Genomic DNA, 16,249 nt, shown 5'->3' on the forward strand with positions numbered 1-16,249 from the left:
TTCATTTTTATTAATATTAGTGATTAACGGCAAACTTCATGCCTTTGTTGCGCTGTTATGTCAGATTATTGCTAGCTAACATGGGAATCTGCTGTTTGTAATTAAAGACACGATCGTCAATTTTTTATTCCTCGTCTTTAATGTCATGATTCTGAAACAGTCTCGATGTTTTTTCCTCAGCTCAATAACAATCAAATTATTGAAAACAAGTGATATACAGCTTTCTTAAGCTAGGATATCTTACTCTAAGAATTTCATGATTTTTTGATAAAACTAAGGCTCGGGTAAGCTTCAATTGATTATTACCAGCTCCTATGAATTTAAGCGAAGGAACTATTTCTGCCGTTTAAAATAAGTTAAAGAGACAAAAGAAAGATAGAAGAATAAACGGAAGTTAAACGAGAGATAACCAATATGCCTACAGATGATAGCAAGAATGGAATTATCGACTACGTATCAACCGGACATCTGCCGGATCCAGATACAGTCGTTAAACTGGTGCAAGAAGCCCACCAACGTTTTGGCACAGATACAGAAGGCGTGGTTTCAACAGTTTACCCTGCATTGGAGCGTATTCCACCGAATCTCTTTGGTGTATGCATGGTCGGCACTAACGGTAAAGTGCATTCCGCCGGCGATGTAGACTATGAATTTACCATCATGAGCGTCTCTAAACCCTTTGTTTTTGCGCTGGTTTGTCAGGCTATTGGGGCGAAAGTTGCCCGTGAAAAACTGGGCGTGAACAGTACGGGGATGGCATTTAACTCGGTCACTGCGATTGAACGCGCACCGGATGGGCGCACAAACCCAATGGTGAACTCCGGTGCAATTGCCACCACAAGTTTAGTGCCGGGTGCGACCAGTGATGAGCAGTGGAAATTTATTTATGACGGTTTATGCCGCTTTGCTGGACGCGAACTGACACTGAATGAAGAGGTGTATCAATCTGCCTGTGAAACCAACTTCCGCAATCGTGGTATCGCCAATGTATTGCAGGGCTATGGGCGTCTGGGCTGTGATCCGCTGATCGCCACTGACTTATATACCCGCCAATGTTCACTGAATGTCAGCGCCCGTGATCTTGCGGTGATGGGTGCAACACTGGCTGATGGCGGTGTTAACCCACTGACCCGTGAGCGGGTGGTGGATAACGATGTGTGCCATTACGCATTAGCCGTCATGGTAACAGCAGGGCTGTACGAAACCTCCGGTGACTGGTTGTATGACATTGGTCTACCTGGTAAAAGCGGCATTGGTGGCGGAATTGTGACAGTGTCACCAGGGAAAGGTGGCTTGGGGACCTTCGCCCCATTACTGGATGCTGCGGGGAACAGTGTCAAAGGGCAACTGGCTGCCCGATTCTTATCACGTCGTCTTGGGATGGACATGTTTGTTTCTGAGCCTTACACCGAAAAGGGTTGAGTCCAGATAACTGGGCACTGCGCTGAAAATCGTTCGTTTTAACAACTAAGCGGTTTCAACCGCCGAGTGGTTTTGAAAACAAGAATAACATGTCAAAAGGATAGAGAAATTTATGGCGAATCAATCAGCTCACCGCGCAGGTGCGGAAGTTAAAGAGTCCTGGGTGCCGATGATAACCATCGCATTAGCCCAGATTTTAATGTCATTCAACGTAGCCTCTCTGCCGGTCGCCTTGGGTGGAATGGTCAAAAGTTTTAATGTGCCACCCACCACGATTGCGACCGCTATCGTGATGTACTCACTGTCAGTTGCCGGTTTCGTTATGTTGGGTGCCAAACTCAATCAGCGTTTTGGGCCATTGGTGGTGTTCCGCAGCACTGTTTTATTGTTCGGTATCGCACAGGTCATGATGACATTCAGCCCGAATGTTACCGTGATGATCAGTGCGCAGGCACTCAGTGGTTTGGCGGGTGCCGCCTTGGTGCCAGCATTGGTGGCACTGATTGCTGAAAACTACCGTGGTACGCAACAGGCGACCGCGCTCGGCGCTTTGGGTTCTGCCCGTGCCGGTGCCGGTGTCGCGGCGTTTCTGATCGGGGGTATTCTCGGGACTTATATTGGCTGGCGTCCGGCGTTTGGTATTTTGATTGTGTTGTCGGCGGTCATCTTTGTACTGAGCTTCCGCTTGAAAGCGGATAAGGGCCGTCCTGAAGTGGGCATCGATATCATCGGTGTAGTTCTCGCCGCTTCGGCCATTATTTTGCTGTCATTCGGCTTCAATAACCTGAACCGCTGGGGCTTCGGCTTAGTGCGTGACGGTGCGCCATTTGATCTGCTGGGCTTCTCACCTGCGCCATTTATGATTGTACTGGGTATCGTGTTGGGTCAGGCGTTTGTGGTCTGGACACGTCGTCGCCAGGAGCAAGGCAAGACGCCGTTACTGGCACTGGAAGTGATTACCTCATCCACCGAGAAAGCCGCCGTGTTTGCCATGTTCGCCGTGGTGGCACTGGAAGCGATGTTGAACTTCTCTGTTCCGTTGTACATTCAAATCGTGCAGGGCAGTACCCCAATGGCAACGGCGATCGCCATGATGCCGTTTAACTTGTCGGTGTTCTTCTCGGCGATGCTGATTGTTCGTTTCTACAAGAGACTGACACCACGTAAAATCGGCCGTTATGGCTTTATCACTTGTACCATCGCCCTGTTGTGGCTGGCATTTGTGGTGCGTAATAACTGGAGTGAGTTCGCCGTTCTGATAGGTCTGGTGATCTTCGGCCTTGCTCAAGGGGCGCTGGTTACCTTGCTGTTCAACGTGTTGGTCAGCGCATCACCTAAGGCACTGGCAGGCGATGTGGGTTCACTGCGTGGCACCACCAACAACCTGGCTAACGCCATCGGTACTGCGGTTGCCGGTGCTTTGCTAGTGGGCTTGTTAAGTGCCAACGTGATGCGCGGTGTGGCTGAAACGCCAATTCTGACGCCAGAGATCCAGGCTCAAGTCAATATGGATAGCATCAACTTCGTCAGTAATGACCGCCTGCAAGGGGTGTTAGCACAAACGACCGCTACCCCTGAACAGGTTGCAGAAGCAGTGCGCGTCAACGAAGAAGCACGGTTACGAGCGCTGAAATTTGGCTTGCTGATCATGGCGTTGTTATCACTGCTGGCTATTTTCCCTGCCGGTCGCTTACCTGACTATCTACCGGGTGAATTGCCTGCGGATAATCTGGAGCCAAAAGCCGGTAAATAAGCGGCGGTTTTGTTAGAAAAAATATTCTAAAAAAGAGTGACAGTGGGCGATGAGGATTGCCGCTGTCACTCTCCTTTCTGGTCAAAACTTTATCCCACCGCTAATCACCTGCGTTCTGTAACGTCATCACGGTAATGGACGAAAACTGTAAGTGTTATTCGGTTAAACCATGCGGAACCACCAGATTGCCCCGAAAAACTTGTGGATTGACATGGTTACCTGCCCGGGCATCAATTAAGTCGACAACTTTTCTGGCCAGTGTTTCCAACGAATACTCTATGGCGGGCACCGCCGGAACACCTGGTAATTGCACGGAACCGTCCAGGCTGAAAACCATCACTTTATCTGGCACGGTGCGCTTGAAGAGATGCAGCAGCGCAATGGCTTTTTGGGCTTCAATTTCATCCATCACCAGCAGGGCATTAAACTGCACGCCATTGTTCAACAGTGTCTGTAGTGCCTCGGAAGAGGAGAGAACACTCCCCATCACCAGGCTGCGATTATAGGGGATCAGGTAATTTTCTAGCGCCCGCTGATAACCCAGTAGCGTCTGCTCCGCCACAGTACCCGAAGCATGGTTTAACAGCGCGATATGCCGACGGCCCTGACTGACCAGATAGTGGCAGGCGGTCTCTGCCGCGAATGAGTGGTCGAATAAAATACTATTAGGGGTTGAGGATTCAAGACAATCAATCATGATGGTCTTGTCATCGGGTGGTGGCAACGGAAAGCGCGCGCCGATGATGATGATGGCATCACACAGACCATTGGCAAGCTCAGTGACGGCATTGGCCACCCCGACACTGTTATCCGCAAAGCGCAGTAATAGGTGCTTTTGGTGCTGACTAAACTGTTTTTCCAGGGCAAATAGATAACTGGTTGTTTGCTGAATATGTTCAGTAGCACAAATTACCCCGACACAGCCCGTTGACTGTGCGGTCAGAAATTGCGCGATCACATTCGGTTTATAGTTAAGAGTTTCGACCGCTTTCATTACTGCCAGACGGCTCTCTTCCTTGACCCCGCGTGACCCGCTCAACACCCGCGACACAGTGGCTTTAGATACGTTGGCTAACCGCGATACATCATTAATAGTCGACATAACTTCACTCCACTTTATCTGATCAATGGCCAGAGGGCCTTATCAGTTCCTTTTATCCTTGGTTCCAATCCAGCGCCACCCATTCTATACCCTGATTGCCTTTACGGAAACTGCTGTTACCAGAGAGTATCCAGTAAAACCTTTATTCCTGCTTAGCTTTTTGTGATGTCTTTCACAACTGCATATCTTTCAGTAAGTAAATATTTGAGCGCGCTCTCATATCTATTCTGTTTGGATGGAAACCGGTTTCCATTTTGTTTCCAATGAGGCTCAATATGACAAAGTGACAGTGAGGCTCTAGGTAATGAAAAAGATAATGTTGTGCTGCTCAGCGGGGATGTCCACGAGTATGTTGGTGAAAAAAATGCTGGCTGAAGCGGCAACACGTGGACTTGAGGTTCAAATTGATGCTTTTGGTGCCAGCGAGTTCAACGAGCAATTCAGCCGTTATCAGGTTGTGCTGCTAGGGCCGCAGGTGAAATACATGCAACGGGATTTAGCCGCGATAGCTGAGCCGTTGGGAATTCCGGTAATGACCATCGACATGATGGATTACGGCATGCAACGCGGTGATAAGGTCCTCGACTTCGCCTTATCTCTTATTAATGCAGTGAAATAAAAGGTATCTGCAATGAGTTCTCTTTACCAAACAATGGTTGGGATGATAGAGCAAACCATCACGCCGCTGGCCGGGCGATTAGGGCAACAAAAGTACATTATCGCGATCCGCGACGGTTTTACCTCGGCGCTGCCGTTTATGATCATCGGCTCGTTTATGCTGGTCTTTATCTTCCCGCCATTTTCGGCTGACACCACTTGGGGTTTTGCCCGTGCATGGCTGAATTTCTCCAGCACTTATCGTAATCAACTGATGTTGCCTTTCAATCTCAGTATGGGGGTGATGACCTTCTTTATCTCCGTTGGGATTGGCGCAAGTCTGGGGCGGCAATATAAGCTCGACCCGATCATGACGGGCCTGCTGGCATTGATGTCATTCTTGCTGGTGGCGGCACCTTTAGCCGACGGCCATATTTCAACTCAATACTTCTCCGGCCAGGGGATTTTTACCGCCATCGTGACGGCGGTCTACTCCACTGAACTCTATGCATTTTTAAAGCGCCACAATATTACCATTCGCTTGCCCAAAGAGGTGCCGACCGGTGTTGCGCGCTCTTTTGAGATCCTGATCCCAGTGGTGGCCGTGGTCGCGACGCTACACCCTCTGAACTTATTTATCGAATCATCCACCGGAATGATTATTCCTGAAGCGATCATGCATCTGTTAGCCCCTCTGGTTTCAGCTTCAGATTCGCTGCCGGCTATTTTGCTGTCAGTATTGCTCTGCCAAATTTTGTGGTTTGCGGGTATTCATGGTGCATTAATTGTTACCGGTATCATGAACCCATTCTGGATGACCAATCTGGCCTTGAACCAGGCGGCATTAGCTGCGGGGGCACCGCTGCCCCATATCTACCTGCAAGGCTTTTGGGACCACTACTTATTGATTGGCGGTGTGGGCTCTACGCTACCGCTGGCCTTCCTGTTACTGCGCAGTAAAGCTATTCACTTACGAACTATTGGCAAGATGGGGATTGTGCCGAGCTTCTTTAATATCAACGAACCGATTCTCTTTGGTGCGCCGATCATCATGAACCCGGTGTTCTTCCTGCCCTTTATCTTTGTTCCGATGATCAATGCCACATTGGCTTATATCGCCACCAAGTTGGGCTGGATAGCACAAGTTGTGTCATTAACGCCATGGACCACACCTGCACCTATTGGTGCCTCCTGGGCGGCAAACTGGGCCTTTAGTCCAGTGGTTATGTGTTTGTTATGTATGCTGTTCTCTGCGGTAATGTACTACCCATTCCTCAAGGCTTATGAGCGCAGTCTGCTGAAAGCTGATGAAGAGAAAGAGCAACAACAGAGCTTTGCTGAAGCAGCTGAAACTCGCTAGATCCTAATTAGATCTGTTTTTATGGAGAGTGCAATGAAGTATCAATTTCCACGTGATTTCTGGTGGGGCAGCGCCAGTTCTGCCCCGCAAACTGAAGGTGCAAGCCTGAGTGGTGGCAAAAGTGCGACAGTCTGGGACACCTGGTATGCCAGGCAGCCAGGGCGCTTTCATCAGCAAATTGGCCCGCAGCAGACGTCGACGTTTTATCAGCACTGGCAGCAAGATATCGCCCTGCTAAAACAGTTAAATCACAATAGTTTTCGCACCTCAATTTCCTGGGCGCGCTTGATGCCCAAAGGGCGGGGTGACGTCAATCCAGAGGCGGTGGATTTCTACAATGGCGTGATTGACGAATTGCTGGCGCAGGGAATAACCCCATTTATCAATCTGTTCCACTTTGATATGCCGACGGTGATGCAAGAACAGGGGGGCTGGGAAAGTCGCTATGTGGTTGAGTCCTATGCAGAATATGCTGATACCTGCTTCCGTCTCTTTGGCGATAGGGTACAACACTGGTTCACTTTCAATGAGCCTATCGTGCCCGTTGAAGGCGGCTATCTGTACGATTTTCATTACCCTAATGTTGTGGATTTCAAGCGCGCGGCAACCGTGGCCTATCACACCGTACTGGCCCATGCTTTAGCGGTAAAAAAATACCGTCAGCGCGAATTAGGTGGCGAAATCGGCATTATTTTAAATCTGACGCCATCCTACCCTCGCTCTGAGAATCCGGCGGATGTTAAAGCGGCTAACATTGCAGATTTACTGTTTAACCGCAGTTTTCTCGACCCGGTATTACGCGGCGAATATCCGGCAGAACTTGTCGCTTTACTGAAAGATTACGATCAATTACCTGATTGCCAGCCCGGTGACCGTGCATTAATCGTTGAGGGAAAGGTTGATCTGCTCGGCATTAATTATTATCAGCCGCGTAGAATAAAATGCCGCGATAGCCGGGTTAATCCTGAGGCACCCTTTATGCCGGAATGGTTATTTGATTATTATCAGATGCCGGGCTGCAAAATGAATCCGCATCGAGGTTGGGAAATTTATGAACCCGGTATTTACGATATTCTGACTAACTTGCGTGAAAATTACGATAATCCACGCTGCTTTATTTCAGAAAATGGCATGGGTGTTGAAAACGAACAGCGCTTTAGCCAGCACGGGCAGATTAATGATGACTATCGTATTGAGTTTGTCTCTGAACATTTAAAATGGGTTCACCGCGCATTAGCCGAAGGGAGTCACTGCCTGGGCTATCATATGTGGACATTTATTGATAACTGGTCATGGTGTAATGCTTACAAAAACCGCTATGGTTTTGTGCAGTTAGATTTGAAAACTCAACAACGCATAGTGAAGAAGAGTGGTGAATGGTTCGCGGCAACCGCTAATAACCAAGGTTTTGATGAGGTAGAGAAAAATGATTGATCTTGAAGAGGCGGTCATGGAGATCATCGTCAATGCCGGTCAAGCCAGAAGCTTGTGTTTTGAAGCTTTGCGCGCCGCGCGGGAAGGGGATTTCACCCAGGCTCATGCCCTGTTAGCGGAGTCTAATGGGTTCACCAAAGCGGCGCATCGTATGCAGACCAAACTGATTGAACAAGATGCAGGTGAAGCCAAAACGCCGATGACACTTATTATGGTCCATGCGCAGGATCACTTAATGACGTCGCTATTAGCCCGTGAGTTAACCAATGAAATAGTATTACTGTATCAGCGAGTGTAATTAACTCGCCATAATTAACTGTCGTCAAATAAAAATAGGCATTAGCTGTTTCGTAGAGGTCAAATATGAATATTTAACCATGGTGTGTTATTTGCCAATTAATGTTTCTGGGTATAAAAATAAATAAATTATTAACTCTTTAAAATCGAGTGGCAGAGTGCTGCCCATAGATTATGAAAGTATCTTTTACTTCACATTATCCTAAATAGAGATGGTCAATATGAATAAGTTTATACTGGTTGGACTTGCCAGTCTTTTATCAATGCCTGCATTAGCTGAAGTGACTTGGGAAACTCCTCAAGGGGATCTTAAATTATATGGTGATGTTGAAATTAATATGGACGCGGCCAGTAAGAGTGGGCAACTCACCTCATTACGTACCAGTGCAAATAAAGACTGGAAAGCAGGTAGCAGGGAGCAATGGGATATTAATGGACGAATTCTTATTGGTCTGGATGGTTATCGCCGCCTGAATAATGGCAACTTTGCGGGCTTTACCGTGCAGCCATTAGCAGATGTTGGCGGCAGCATGAACCTTGATGATGCAGCATTCTTCTTTGGTCATGAAAAAGACTGGAAAGTTAAAGTCGGCCGCTTTGAAGCTTACGATATGTTCCCACTGAATCAGGATACTTTTGTCCAGCACTCAGGGAACACCGCGAATGACTTATATAGTGACGGCTATGGCTACATCTATATGATGAAAGAGGGGCGGGGGCGCAGTAACAATGGCGGCAACTTCTTGGTAAGCAAATATTTAGGTAACTGGTATTTTGAAGTTAACACCATCTTAAAAGATGGCACTTCACTGTTTGCCAATAATACTTACCATGGTAATACGCTGGAAAACGAAAAAAATGTGGCTTATGTTCGCCCGGTCATTTCGTGGAAACAAGAGAGTCTCTCTGCTGCTATTGCGATGGAAAGTAACGTCATTAGCAATGCCTATGGCTATCGGGATGACCAGGGAGAGTGGCAGGATCAGTCTAAACGTAATGGTTATGGTGCCACCTTCACCTTTAATAATCAGGATAAAGACCCCGAAAATGGCATTGTGGCAAACTTGAGTTCGGCTTATATGGATGCAACCAATGAGAAGAACTTCAGTGCTGGCGCTAATATATTATGGCGAAACTTTGAAATTGGTTATATTTACGCACACAACGACATAGAATATTTCAACAGTGCGAATGCTGGTGTGATAACTTCCGGGATATTAACCTCACCAGACAAATATGATGTTCACACAATTCATACCTCTTATAAGATTGCCAATATTATGGATATGAATAACTTTAATTTATACCTTGGTGCCTACTGGTCTAAATTGGAAGTTGCTGAAAATAATAAAGTGATGAATGGCGAAAACGATGATCGTTATGGTGTTCGTGCCAGATTCAAATATTTCTTCTGACTTAATATCAGTTATTGGATAATAAATATTATCAGTTAACTACTTAAATTAGATTATATATCTACTGCAATAAGCGCCTGTCTGCGGATTTAGGTCATCTTCACCTGTGGTATTTCCGCAGCAGGCGCGTTTATTTTCTGCTCATCAATCACATCTAAGCCGCCTGAAGATAGACCACAAAACTGGCATGGGAAACACGTTTTACTGGCAAATAGTTGCGGGGCGTTCCGCATTTACAAACAAAACTTCAAGAGACTAAATATTTTTTGATACGGATCAAGACACATTTCCTTTGTTTAGTGTTAATGTTAATAAATCTCATTATCAACTTCATATGCGTTACTCAATTATGCAACTTTGGCACAAATTTACTCTGCTTTGCTGCTGCTGGTGGCTTTCTGGTTCATTAGCTTGGGCCGCTGTCGATTACCAGCAACTGGTCAATGATATCCAATCCCGCCTTGATAAAACGTCTCAACTCTATCAACAGCAGAACAGTGATGAGGCCCGCACCACGGTGCAGATGGCGTATTTTGAAGTATTTGAAAACCTGGAAGGGCCGATTCGTATCAATATCTCTGCCCAAAAGAGTTATCAAATGGAAGCGGCCTTTGGTGAAATCCGCCGCATGATTGGCGAAGGGCGGCCACAAGCTGAGGTTGATAATAAAATCAATTGGCTCAAAAGTGAGCTGGCAGGGGTGCTACCCATCCTGACTGATGGCCATAAGCTCACTGGCGAACAACAACATGCGGCTTATGAAAACAGTGACATTGCCGTGTATTGGCAGCAGAGCTTTAAAATTATCGATGATTTACTGGCGCAGGCTATCAGTGAGTATCAGGCGGGGAATTTCGCCGCCGCCAGCCAGAGTGTGCAACAGGCGCACTATCAGGGTTTTAAAAACTCTGAAATGGAGATGTCAGTGCGGGGCAATCGCTCCGCACAAGACGCCGCCGCGATTAACCAACAATTCACCGCATTAATCGATTTAACCAGCAAACCTGACCAAATGACGGAAGTCGCTTATCGCGTCACGGGCTTGTTGCAAACCATTGAAGAGATACTGCCGGGGCTACCCACCACCCGGGAGCAGCAGCAAGTCAGCGCGGATCAACCAACTGCGGGGCAAACCTCTGCGGGGGGGGCCAATACCGATGGAGCGGCTAATGCTGATTGGGCCGCGGTTTCCGACAAAATAAATCAGGCAATTACTGCGGCTATCGGTCAGTACCAAAAAGGGCAGACTGCAGCTGCCATGATGGCGGTACAGGACACCTATTTTGATCTGTTCGAAGCCAGTGGCATGGAGAACAAAGTCGGTTCCCGTGATGCGGCGTTTAAATCAACACTAGAAGGCCACTTCACCCGGCTGGTTAGCCTGATGAAAGCGGGACAACCGGCCGAACAGTTGCAAGCTGAAGCGGTGGCCTTGCAAAACGATCTCTCCAGCGCGGTCGTGATGTTAGGTGGCGGGGATGAAACCAACTGGAGCCTGTTTATCTACAGCCTGCTGATCATTGTCCGCGAGGGTCTGGAAGCTTTGCTGATTGTGGCGGCTATCGTCGCTTATCTGGTCAAAAACAACCATCAGGACAAACTGCCGCTGATTCGCCAATCAGTTGTAGTGGCATTAATTGCCAGTGTACTCACCGCCTTTGTCTTCCAGTGGCTCTTTGCCAATTCAGGGCAAAGTCGCGAATTACTGGAGGGCTTCACTATGATGATTGCTGTGGTGATGCTGTTCTCTATGAGCTATTGGCTGCTATCCAAAACAGAAGCACGCCAATGGAAAGCCTATCTCGAAGGGAAGTTCTCCAAATCACTCAGTAGCGGCTCGATGATAGGGTTATGGCTAACCAGCTTCCTGGCGGTGTACCGCGAAGGGGCCGAAACCGTGCTGTTCTATCTGGCGTTGATGGGCGATGCCAGTACCACCAGTGGTCATTTGTCGATTCTGGCGGGCTTTGGCATTGGCTCCGTTTTCCTGCTGGTGGCTTATTTGGTCATGCGCTTTACCGTGGTCAAATTGCCGCTTAAACCCTTCTTTATGTTTACCGGTGGCTTTATGTATCTGATGGCGTTTGTATTCGCCGGTAAGAGTGTCCTTGAGCTGATTGAGGGTAAATTATTTGAGCCGACCCTGCTACCGGGCGTACCTGAAATTAGTTGGTTGGGGATCTATCCATACCTGGAGACGTTGATTCCTCAAGGGATATTACTGATTGCTGCACTGATTGCCCTTTGGGTAATGCAACGGCGCGGTCGTGCTATCCCAGCATAATGGTCCGGCATGATGCCGGTGTGAATTACGACAATGTACTTATCATTTGATACCAGAGGGTGTGCTACATGACCATGAAGAAAACGATTATTGCCAGCAGCATCATTGCCAGCATTTTTGCAGCACCGGCTGCTTTTGCCTTTAAAGAGTATCCAGCTGGCGAACCTATCAAAATTAATGATATGGAAATTGCGGCGGTCTACTTACAGCCGATTGATATGGAACCTCGCGGCATGGGCTTGCCGGCAGCGAAAGCCGACATCCATCTGGAAGCTGATATCCATGCCACTGAAGGCAATAAAAATGGTTTCGGTGCTGGCGAATGGATGCCCTACCTGACTATCGCTTACACCTTGGTGAATACTGATACCGGCGCTAAACAAGAAGGCACCTTTATGCCAATGGTTGCCAGCGATGGCCCACACTACGGCGCTAACATCAAAATGATGGGGGTGGGTAACTATAAAGTGACCTATCACATTAGCGAGCCATCCAAAGCCGGTTTACATCGCCATACAGATAGCGAAACAGGTGTGGGTCGTTGGTGGAAGCCGTTTGATGTGAGCTATGACTTTAAATATACCGGCTTGAATTGATAGTAATACCGCGATGGCTGATGCAGTGATCGCGGTTTTTTACTGATATAGAGTGGTCAGGCAATTGTTGTTATCAGCACCTATAAGTGCTGATCAGTGATAACTGGCAGGTGTTGTGATCTCCTTGCCCAAGGTGTGTGCTAATGAGTTATTTTTTTGTTTCCGTACTACAAGCCTTTTTACCCGTGGCCTTGCTACTGGGGTTAAGTTGGGTGATTCGTCCCGCCCCTGCATTGAGTCGGGTGGTATGGATAACAATACTTATGGCTATAGTCGGGATATGGGCCGGTACTCATTACCCTAAATCGCAGCAGTTGCAGTTAGCGCTGGTGGGGATTCAACTGCTCGCGCTGTTGTTACTCTTATTCAGTCAATTCACTCCCCGCCGCTCATTGGGCTATTTCTGGCAGGCAGTTCTGGTATTCGGCGCAGCACTCAATTGGGGTAATAACCCTAATTTGGGAGCGTTTACCAACATCCATGTTATCAACACTGACCTGCTTCTCAATCTGGCGGCTATTATCGTCGCATTCGCTTGGGTAATTTTCTGTGCAGTATTATTGCTGATGATGATTCGGCAACTGCCAGGCTGCCGCTGGCCGCTGTTACTGCTATTAACACTGCTACTCATTTTGCCGTTGAGTGGCGATGCTATCCTGCTACTGATGAAGTTGCAGGTGTTGCCGTTAACCAAATCACTGCTCAGCTATGTTGCTTTGGTGACTAACGGACATGCCTGGCTCAGCTATATTTGTGCGCTGCTACTGGCATTGATAACACTCTGTTATCTGATGCCGCTGCGCCATGCTCGCCAGATGGTCAGTGAAAATTCAGAGCCGATTGCTCACCGTAAAGCTTTGGCGGGTTACCGCAATGTGCGCAGAATTTTTGTGTTGGCTTTATTGGCATGGATTGTGGTGACGGGCGCGCAACTCTATTGGGACAAAGTGGCTTCTCAGCCGCCACAACTCTCTGAAGCTTTACCCGTCACGCTAGCCGCAGATGGTTTAGTCCATATTCCGGTAGAGCAGGTGCGGGACGGCAAGTTGCACCGTTTTGTTTGGGTCGCTGATGATGGCAAAGCCGTACGTTTCTTCATTATTAACCGCTACCCAGACCGTTTGCGCCTTAGTGTGGTCTTTGATGCCTGCCTGTTATGTGGCGACCAAGGCTACGTGATGGAGGGTAATCAGGTTATTTGTGTTGCTTGCGCGGTGCATATTTTCATTCCTTCTATTGGCAAAGCGGGGGGATGCAATCCGATTCCGCTGGAAGAGTGGCGAAGTGATGATAAAGAGCTGGTGATCCCCAAAGCCTCTCTGGAGGCCGGGGTCAATTACTTCACCACGGTTGTGACATTAGATGTCATTGATCCGGTTGATAAAACGCACCTGACTAACCAAAAAGCCGAATTTAAGTACAGTTATGGCGATAAAACCTACTTCTTCTCATCAGAGGCGAATTACAACCGTTTCCGCGATAGTCCAGAACAATTTGTCACCCCAGCTATCCGCAGTGAAGAGAGTGATACTCAGGAGAACCCATAATTATGTTGTGGCGTATGCTCAAGCAGTCTTGGTTTAGGAATGTCCGCCGCAAGTCGCTGGCCGTATTTACAGTATTCCTTGCCGCAGGGCTAATCTCTTCACTGTTGGCGGTGTCGATAGATATTGGCGATAAAATGTCCCGTGAGCTGAAATCTTATGGTGCCAATATTCTGATTGAACCTGCCGGTCAGGTTGCGCTGCCGTCGCTGTTTGGTGAGCAGAGTAATCCACTGAGTGGCCAGGATTTCCTGGATCAAGCTGAGTTGCCCAATATTAAAGATATTTTCTGGCGTAACAATATTGTCGGTTTCGCCCCATTACTCAGCGGTGAAACTGAGATCAATGGGCAGACTATTCCGCTACTGGGCACCTATTTTAATCAGCCAGTTGATGTGCCTGATGAAGAGGATTACCACACGGGTCAGCAAATTATCAGCCCATATTGGCAGGTCAATGGCGCTTGGCCGCAAGAGCCAATCAAAACCGATGCTCAGGAGGTTCAGGCGTTGCTGGGTAAGCAATTGGCGCAACAAACCGGCTGGAAAACCGGCGATGAACTGCATCTGAACGGCGTTTCTGGCCCGTTAACAGTGAAGATAAGCGGCGTGCTGAGCAGTGGTGGTGAAGAGGAGAGTCGTCTGGTGTTACCGCTGGCCGCGGTGCAATCGTTACTGGGTCTGCCGGGGAAAATTCAGGCCGTACGGGTATCGGCACTGACTGTGCCGGAAAACGAATTGTCACGTAAAGCGCGTGAAAATCTTGAGGCTCTCAACGCCGAAGAGTATGACCTGTGGTATTGCACCGCCTATGTCTCCTCAATCGCCCACCAACTAGAAGAGGCCATCTCCGGATCAGTGGTCCGGCCCATCTGGCAGGTCGCGGCATCGGAAGGCGTGGTGATTGAAAAAATACAGTTGCTGCTGGCCGTCGTCACCATGGCCGCATTGATTGCCGCGGCCATGGGGATAGCATCACTGATGACCAGTACGATTATGGAGCGGGCTAAAGAGATCGGTTTGATGAAAGCATTAGGAGCGCGCCAGTGGCAAATTCTGATGTTGTTCTATCTTGAGGCCGCCATCAGTGGTTTGATTGGGGGGTTAGCGGGTTGCCTGGCGGGATGGGGGTTAGCAAAAACCATCGGCTTGATGCTGTTTGGTGCTCCATTGAGCTTCGCCTGGATGGTAGTGCCTTGTGTGTTGGTGATTTCGATTTTGATTGCGGTCATTGGCACTTGGTTCCCTGCGCGGCGTATCGCTAGCCTCTATCCGGTGGAGGTGCTCTATGGCCGTTAATCATCCGGTGGTGCAACATAAAGGCAGCCATAGCATGTTTTGGCGGCTAGTGCTCCGTGCCTTACGCTTGCGGATGCAGCGGGTCAGTGTGGTCTTTGCGGCACTGACTGTCGGTGCGGCGATTGTCACGGCCATGTCGGCCGTCTATTTCGATATTAATGCCAAGATGAGTCAGGAGTTACGCACTTTCGGCGCGAATTTCTATATCGGCCCTGGGCATGGCAGTTCATTTGAGCAAGAACGATTCCAGCCAATCATTGATGCTGCCCCGAAAGGGCTTATCAACGCCTCCAGCCCCTATATTTATGGCATGGCACGGACTGAACTGGAGAGAGTGGTGTTGATGGGAGTGTGGTTTGAATCCCTGCAACAGCTGGTGCCTTACTGGCAAGTCACCGGCAATTGGATTGGCGTCAGTTTTGATGATCGCAACGCGATGATAGGTGTCAAACTTGCGGAGCGCCTGCATGTCAAAGTGGGTGATACCCTCACCTTAGTGAGTGAAGGTGCGCGGCAGCGTCTGCAAATTAAAGGTATTGTTGAGGCTGGCGATGCCACCGATAACATGTTGATCGTTAATCTGGAACTGGCCCAGAAATGGCTCAATCAACCGGGGCACATCAGTAACGCGCTGCTTAGCGTCAGTAATGATGTGGGGCAGGTCGAGACTTTTGCCAGCCATCTGCGTGAACAATATCCTGACCTTGAAATTCGGCCAATTCGAAAGGTATCAGCCTCAGAAGGGCAGGTGCTCGATAAAATAAAAGGGCTGATGGGGTTGGTGTCGGTGGTGATCCTTATTTTGTCCTCCCTATGTGTCAATACCACACTGATGGCGATTGTGGGCGAGCGCTCGAAAGAGTTCGCCTTACAAAAAGCACTGGGAGCCAGTGGTGGTGACATCATTCGCCAAATGTTGACCGAAACCCTGATTATCTCGCTGGCTGCCGCACTCTGTGGGGCTTTGCTGGGGTATATATTGGCGCAAGTCTTGGGGCAGACCGTATTCAGTGCGTCAATAGCCTTACGTGCCCCGGTATTACCGCTGACACTGATATTGTCATTGTTAGTGGCCGCTGTTGCGGCAATTGTTCCCACCCGCCGGGCTATTCATATTGAACCCGCTAAAGTCCTTAAAGGAGAGTAG

The 16,249-nt window shown here is 48.5% G+C and carries 13 protein-coding genes; 12 read left to right on the forward strand and 1 reads right to left on the reverse strand.

Features of this window, described 5'->3' with window-relative positions:
- The first annotated feature begins 414 nt into the window (after positions 1-414).
- Both glsA and AACW11_RS02335 read left to right on the forward strand, forming a co-directional pair.
- Positions 415-1,422 carry a glutaminase A gene (glsA, locus tag AACW11_RS02330; RefSeq protein WP_048620056.1) on the forward strand — a complete coding sequence of 336 codons (1,008 nt, stop codon included), beginning with the start codon at positions 415-417 and terminating at the stop codon, positions 1,420-1,422.
- A gap of 112 nt (positions 1,423-1,534) precedes the next feature.
- Positions 1,535-3,175, forward strand: a complete 1,641-nt coding sequence (locus tag AACW11_RS02335; RefSeq protein ID WP_212585792.1) for an MFS transporter — start codon at positions 1,535-1,537, stop codon at positions 3,173-3,175.
- A gap of 154 nt (positions 3,176-3,329) precedes the next feature.
- On the opposite strand, the gene AACW11_RS02340 is transcribed toward AACW11_RS02335, so the two are convergent.
- Complete coding sequence (locus AACW11_RS02340; RefSeq protein ID WP_212585793.1) at positions 3,330-4,277, reverse strand: LacI family DNA-binding transcriptional regulator; 948 nt, start codon at positions 4,275-4,277, stop codon at positions 3,330-3,332.
- A gap of 304 nt (positions 4,278-4,581) precedes the next feature.
- Here AACW11_RS02340 and AACW11_RS02345 point away from each other — a divergent pair, with 304 nt between their 5' ends.
- The 10 genes from AACW11_RS02345 to AACW11_RS02390 all read left to right on the forward strand — a co-directional run bounded on the left by AACW11_RS02345 (position 4,582) and on the right by AACW11_RS02390 (position 16,249).
- Positions 4,582-4,896: a PTS sugar transporter subunit IIB gene (locus tag AACW11_RS02345; protein ID WP_042569652.1), complete on the forward strand. Its 315-nt coding sequence runs from the start codon at positions 4,582-4,584 to the stop codon at positions 4,894-4,896.
- A gap of 12 nt (positions 4,897-4,908) precedes the next feature.
- Positions 4,909-6,234: a PTS sugar transporter subunit IIC gene (locus AACW11_RS02350; protein ID WP_212585794.1), complete on the forward strand. Its 1,326-nt coding sequence runs from the start codon at positions 4,909-4,911 to the stop codon at positions 6,232-6,234.
- A gap of 33 nt (positions 6,235-6,267) precedes the next feature.
- Entirely contained in the window at positions 6,268-7,668 is a 1,401-nt protein-coding gene (locus AACW11_RS02355) for a glycoside hydrolase family 1 protein (RefSeq protein WP_212585795.1), read from the forward strand.
- Positions 7,661-7,966, forward strand: a complete 306-nt coding sequence (locus AACW11_RS02360) for a PTS lactose/cellobiose transporter subunit IIA (protein WP_212585796.1) — start codon at positions 7,661-7,663, stop codon at positions 7,964-7,966. Before AACW11_RS02355 ends, AACW11_RS02360 begins: the two co-directional genes overlap by 8 nt.
- 211 nt (positions 7,967-8,177) lie before the next feature.
- Complete coding sequence (locus AACW11_RS02365; protein WP_212585797.1) at positions 8,178-9,380, forward strand: carbohydrate porin; 1,203 nt, start codon at positions 8,178-8,180, stop codon at positions 9,378-9,380.
- Positions 9,381-9,729: 349 nt separating this feature from the next.
- On the forward strand, positions 9,730-11,664 hold the full coding sequence (locus tag AACW11_RS02370; protein ID WP_212585798.1) for an FTR1 family iron permease: 1,935 nt from the start codon (positions 9,730-9,732) through the stop codon (positions 11,662-11,664).
- 68 nt (positions 11,665-11,732) lie between these two features.
- Positions 11,733-12,260 (forward strand): iron transporter, encoded by a 528-nt coding sequence (locus AACW11_RS02375; protein WP_004390794.1) that lies wholly within the window; start codon positions 11,733-11,735, stop codon positions 12,258-12,260.
- 143 nt (positions 12,261-12,403) lie between these two features.
- Positions 12,404-13,807, forward strand: coding sequence for a Fe-S-containing protein (locus AACW11_RS02380; RefSeq protein WP_212585799.1), 1,404 nt, complete (start codon positions 12,404-12,406; stop codon positions 13,805-13,807).
- 2 nt (positions 13,808-13,809) lie between these two features.
- Positions 13,810-15,102 (forward strand): ABC transporter permease, encoded by a 1,293-nt coding sequence (locus AACW11_RS02385; RefSeq protein ID WP_212585800.1) that lies wholly within the window; start codon positions 13,810-13,812, stop codon positions 15,100-15,102.
- A gap of 34 nt (positions 15,103-15,136) precedes the next feature.
- Complete coding sequence (locus tag AACW11_RS02390; protein WP_212585814.1) at positions 15,137-16,249, forward strand: ABC transporter permease; 1,113 nt, start codon at positions 15,137-15,139, stop codon at positions 16,247-16,249.

Source organism: Yersinia sp. Marseille-Q3913, assembly GCF_963892745.1.
GTDB classification, from domain to species: domain Bacteria; phylum Pseudomonadota; class Gammaproteobacteria; order Enterobacterales; family Enterobacteriaceae; genus Yersinia; species Yersinia bercovieri.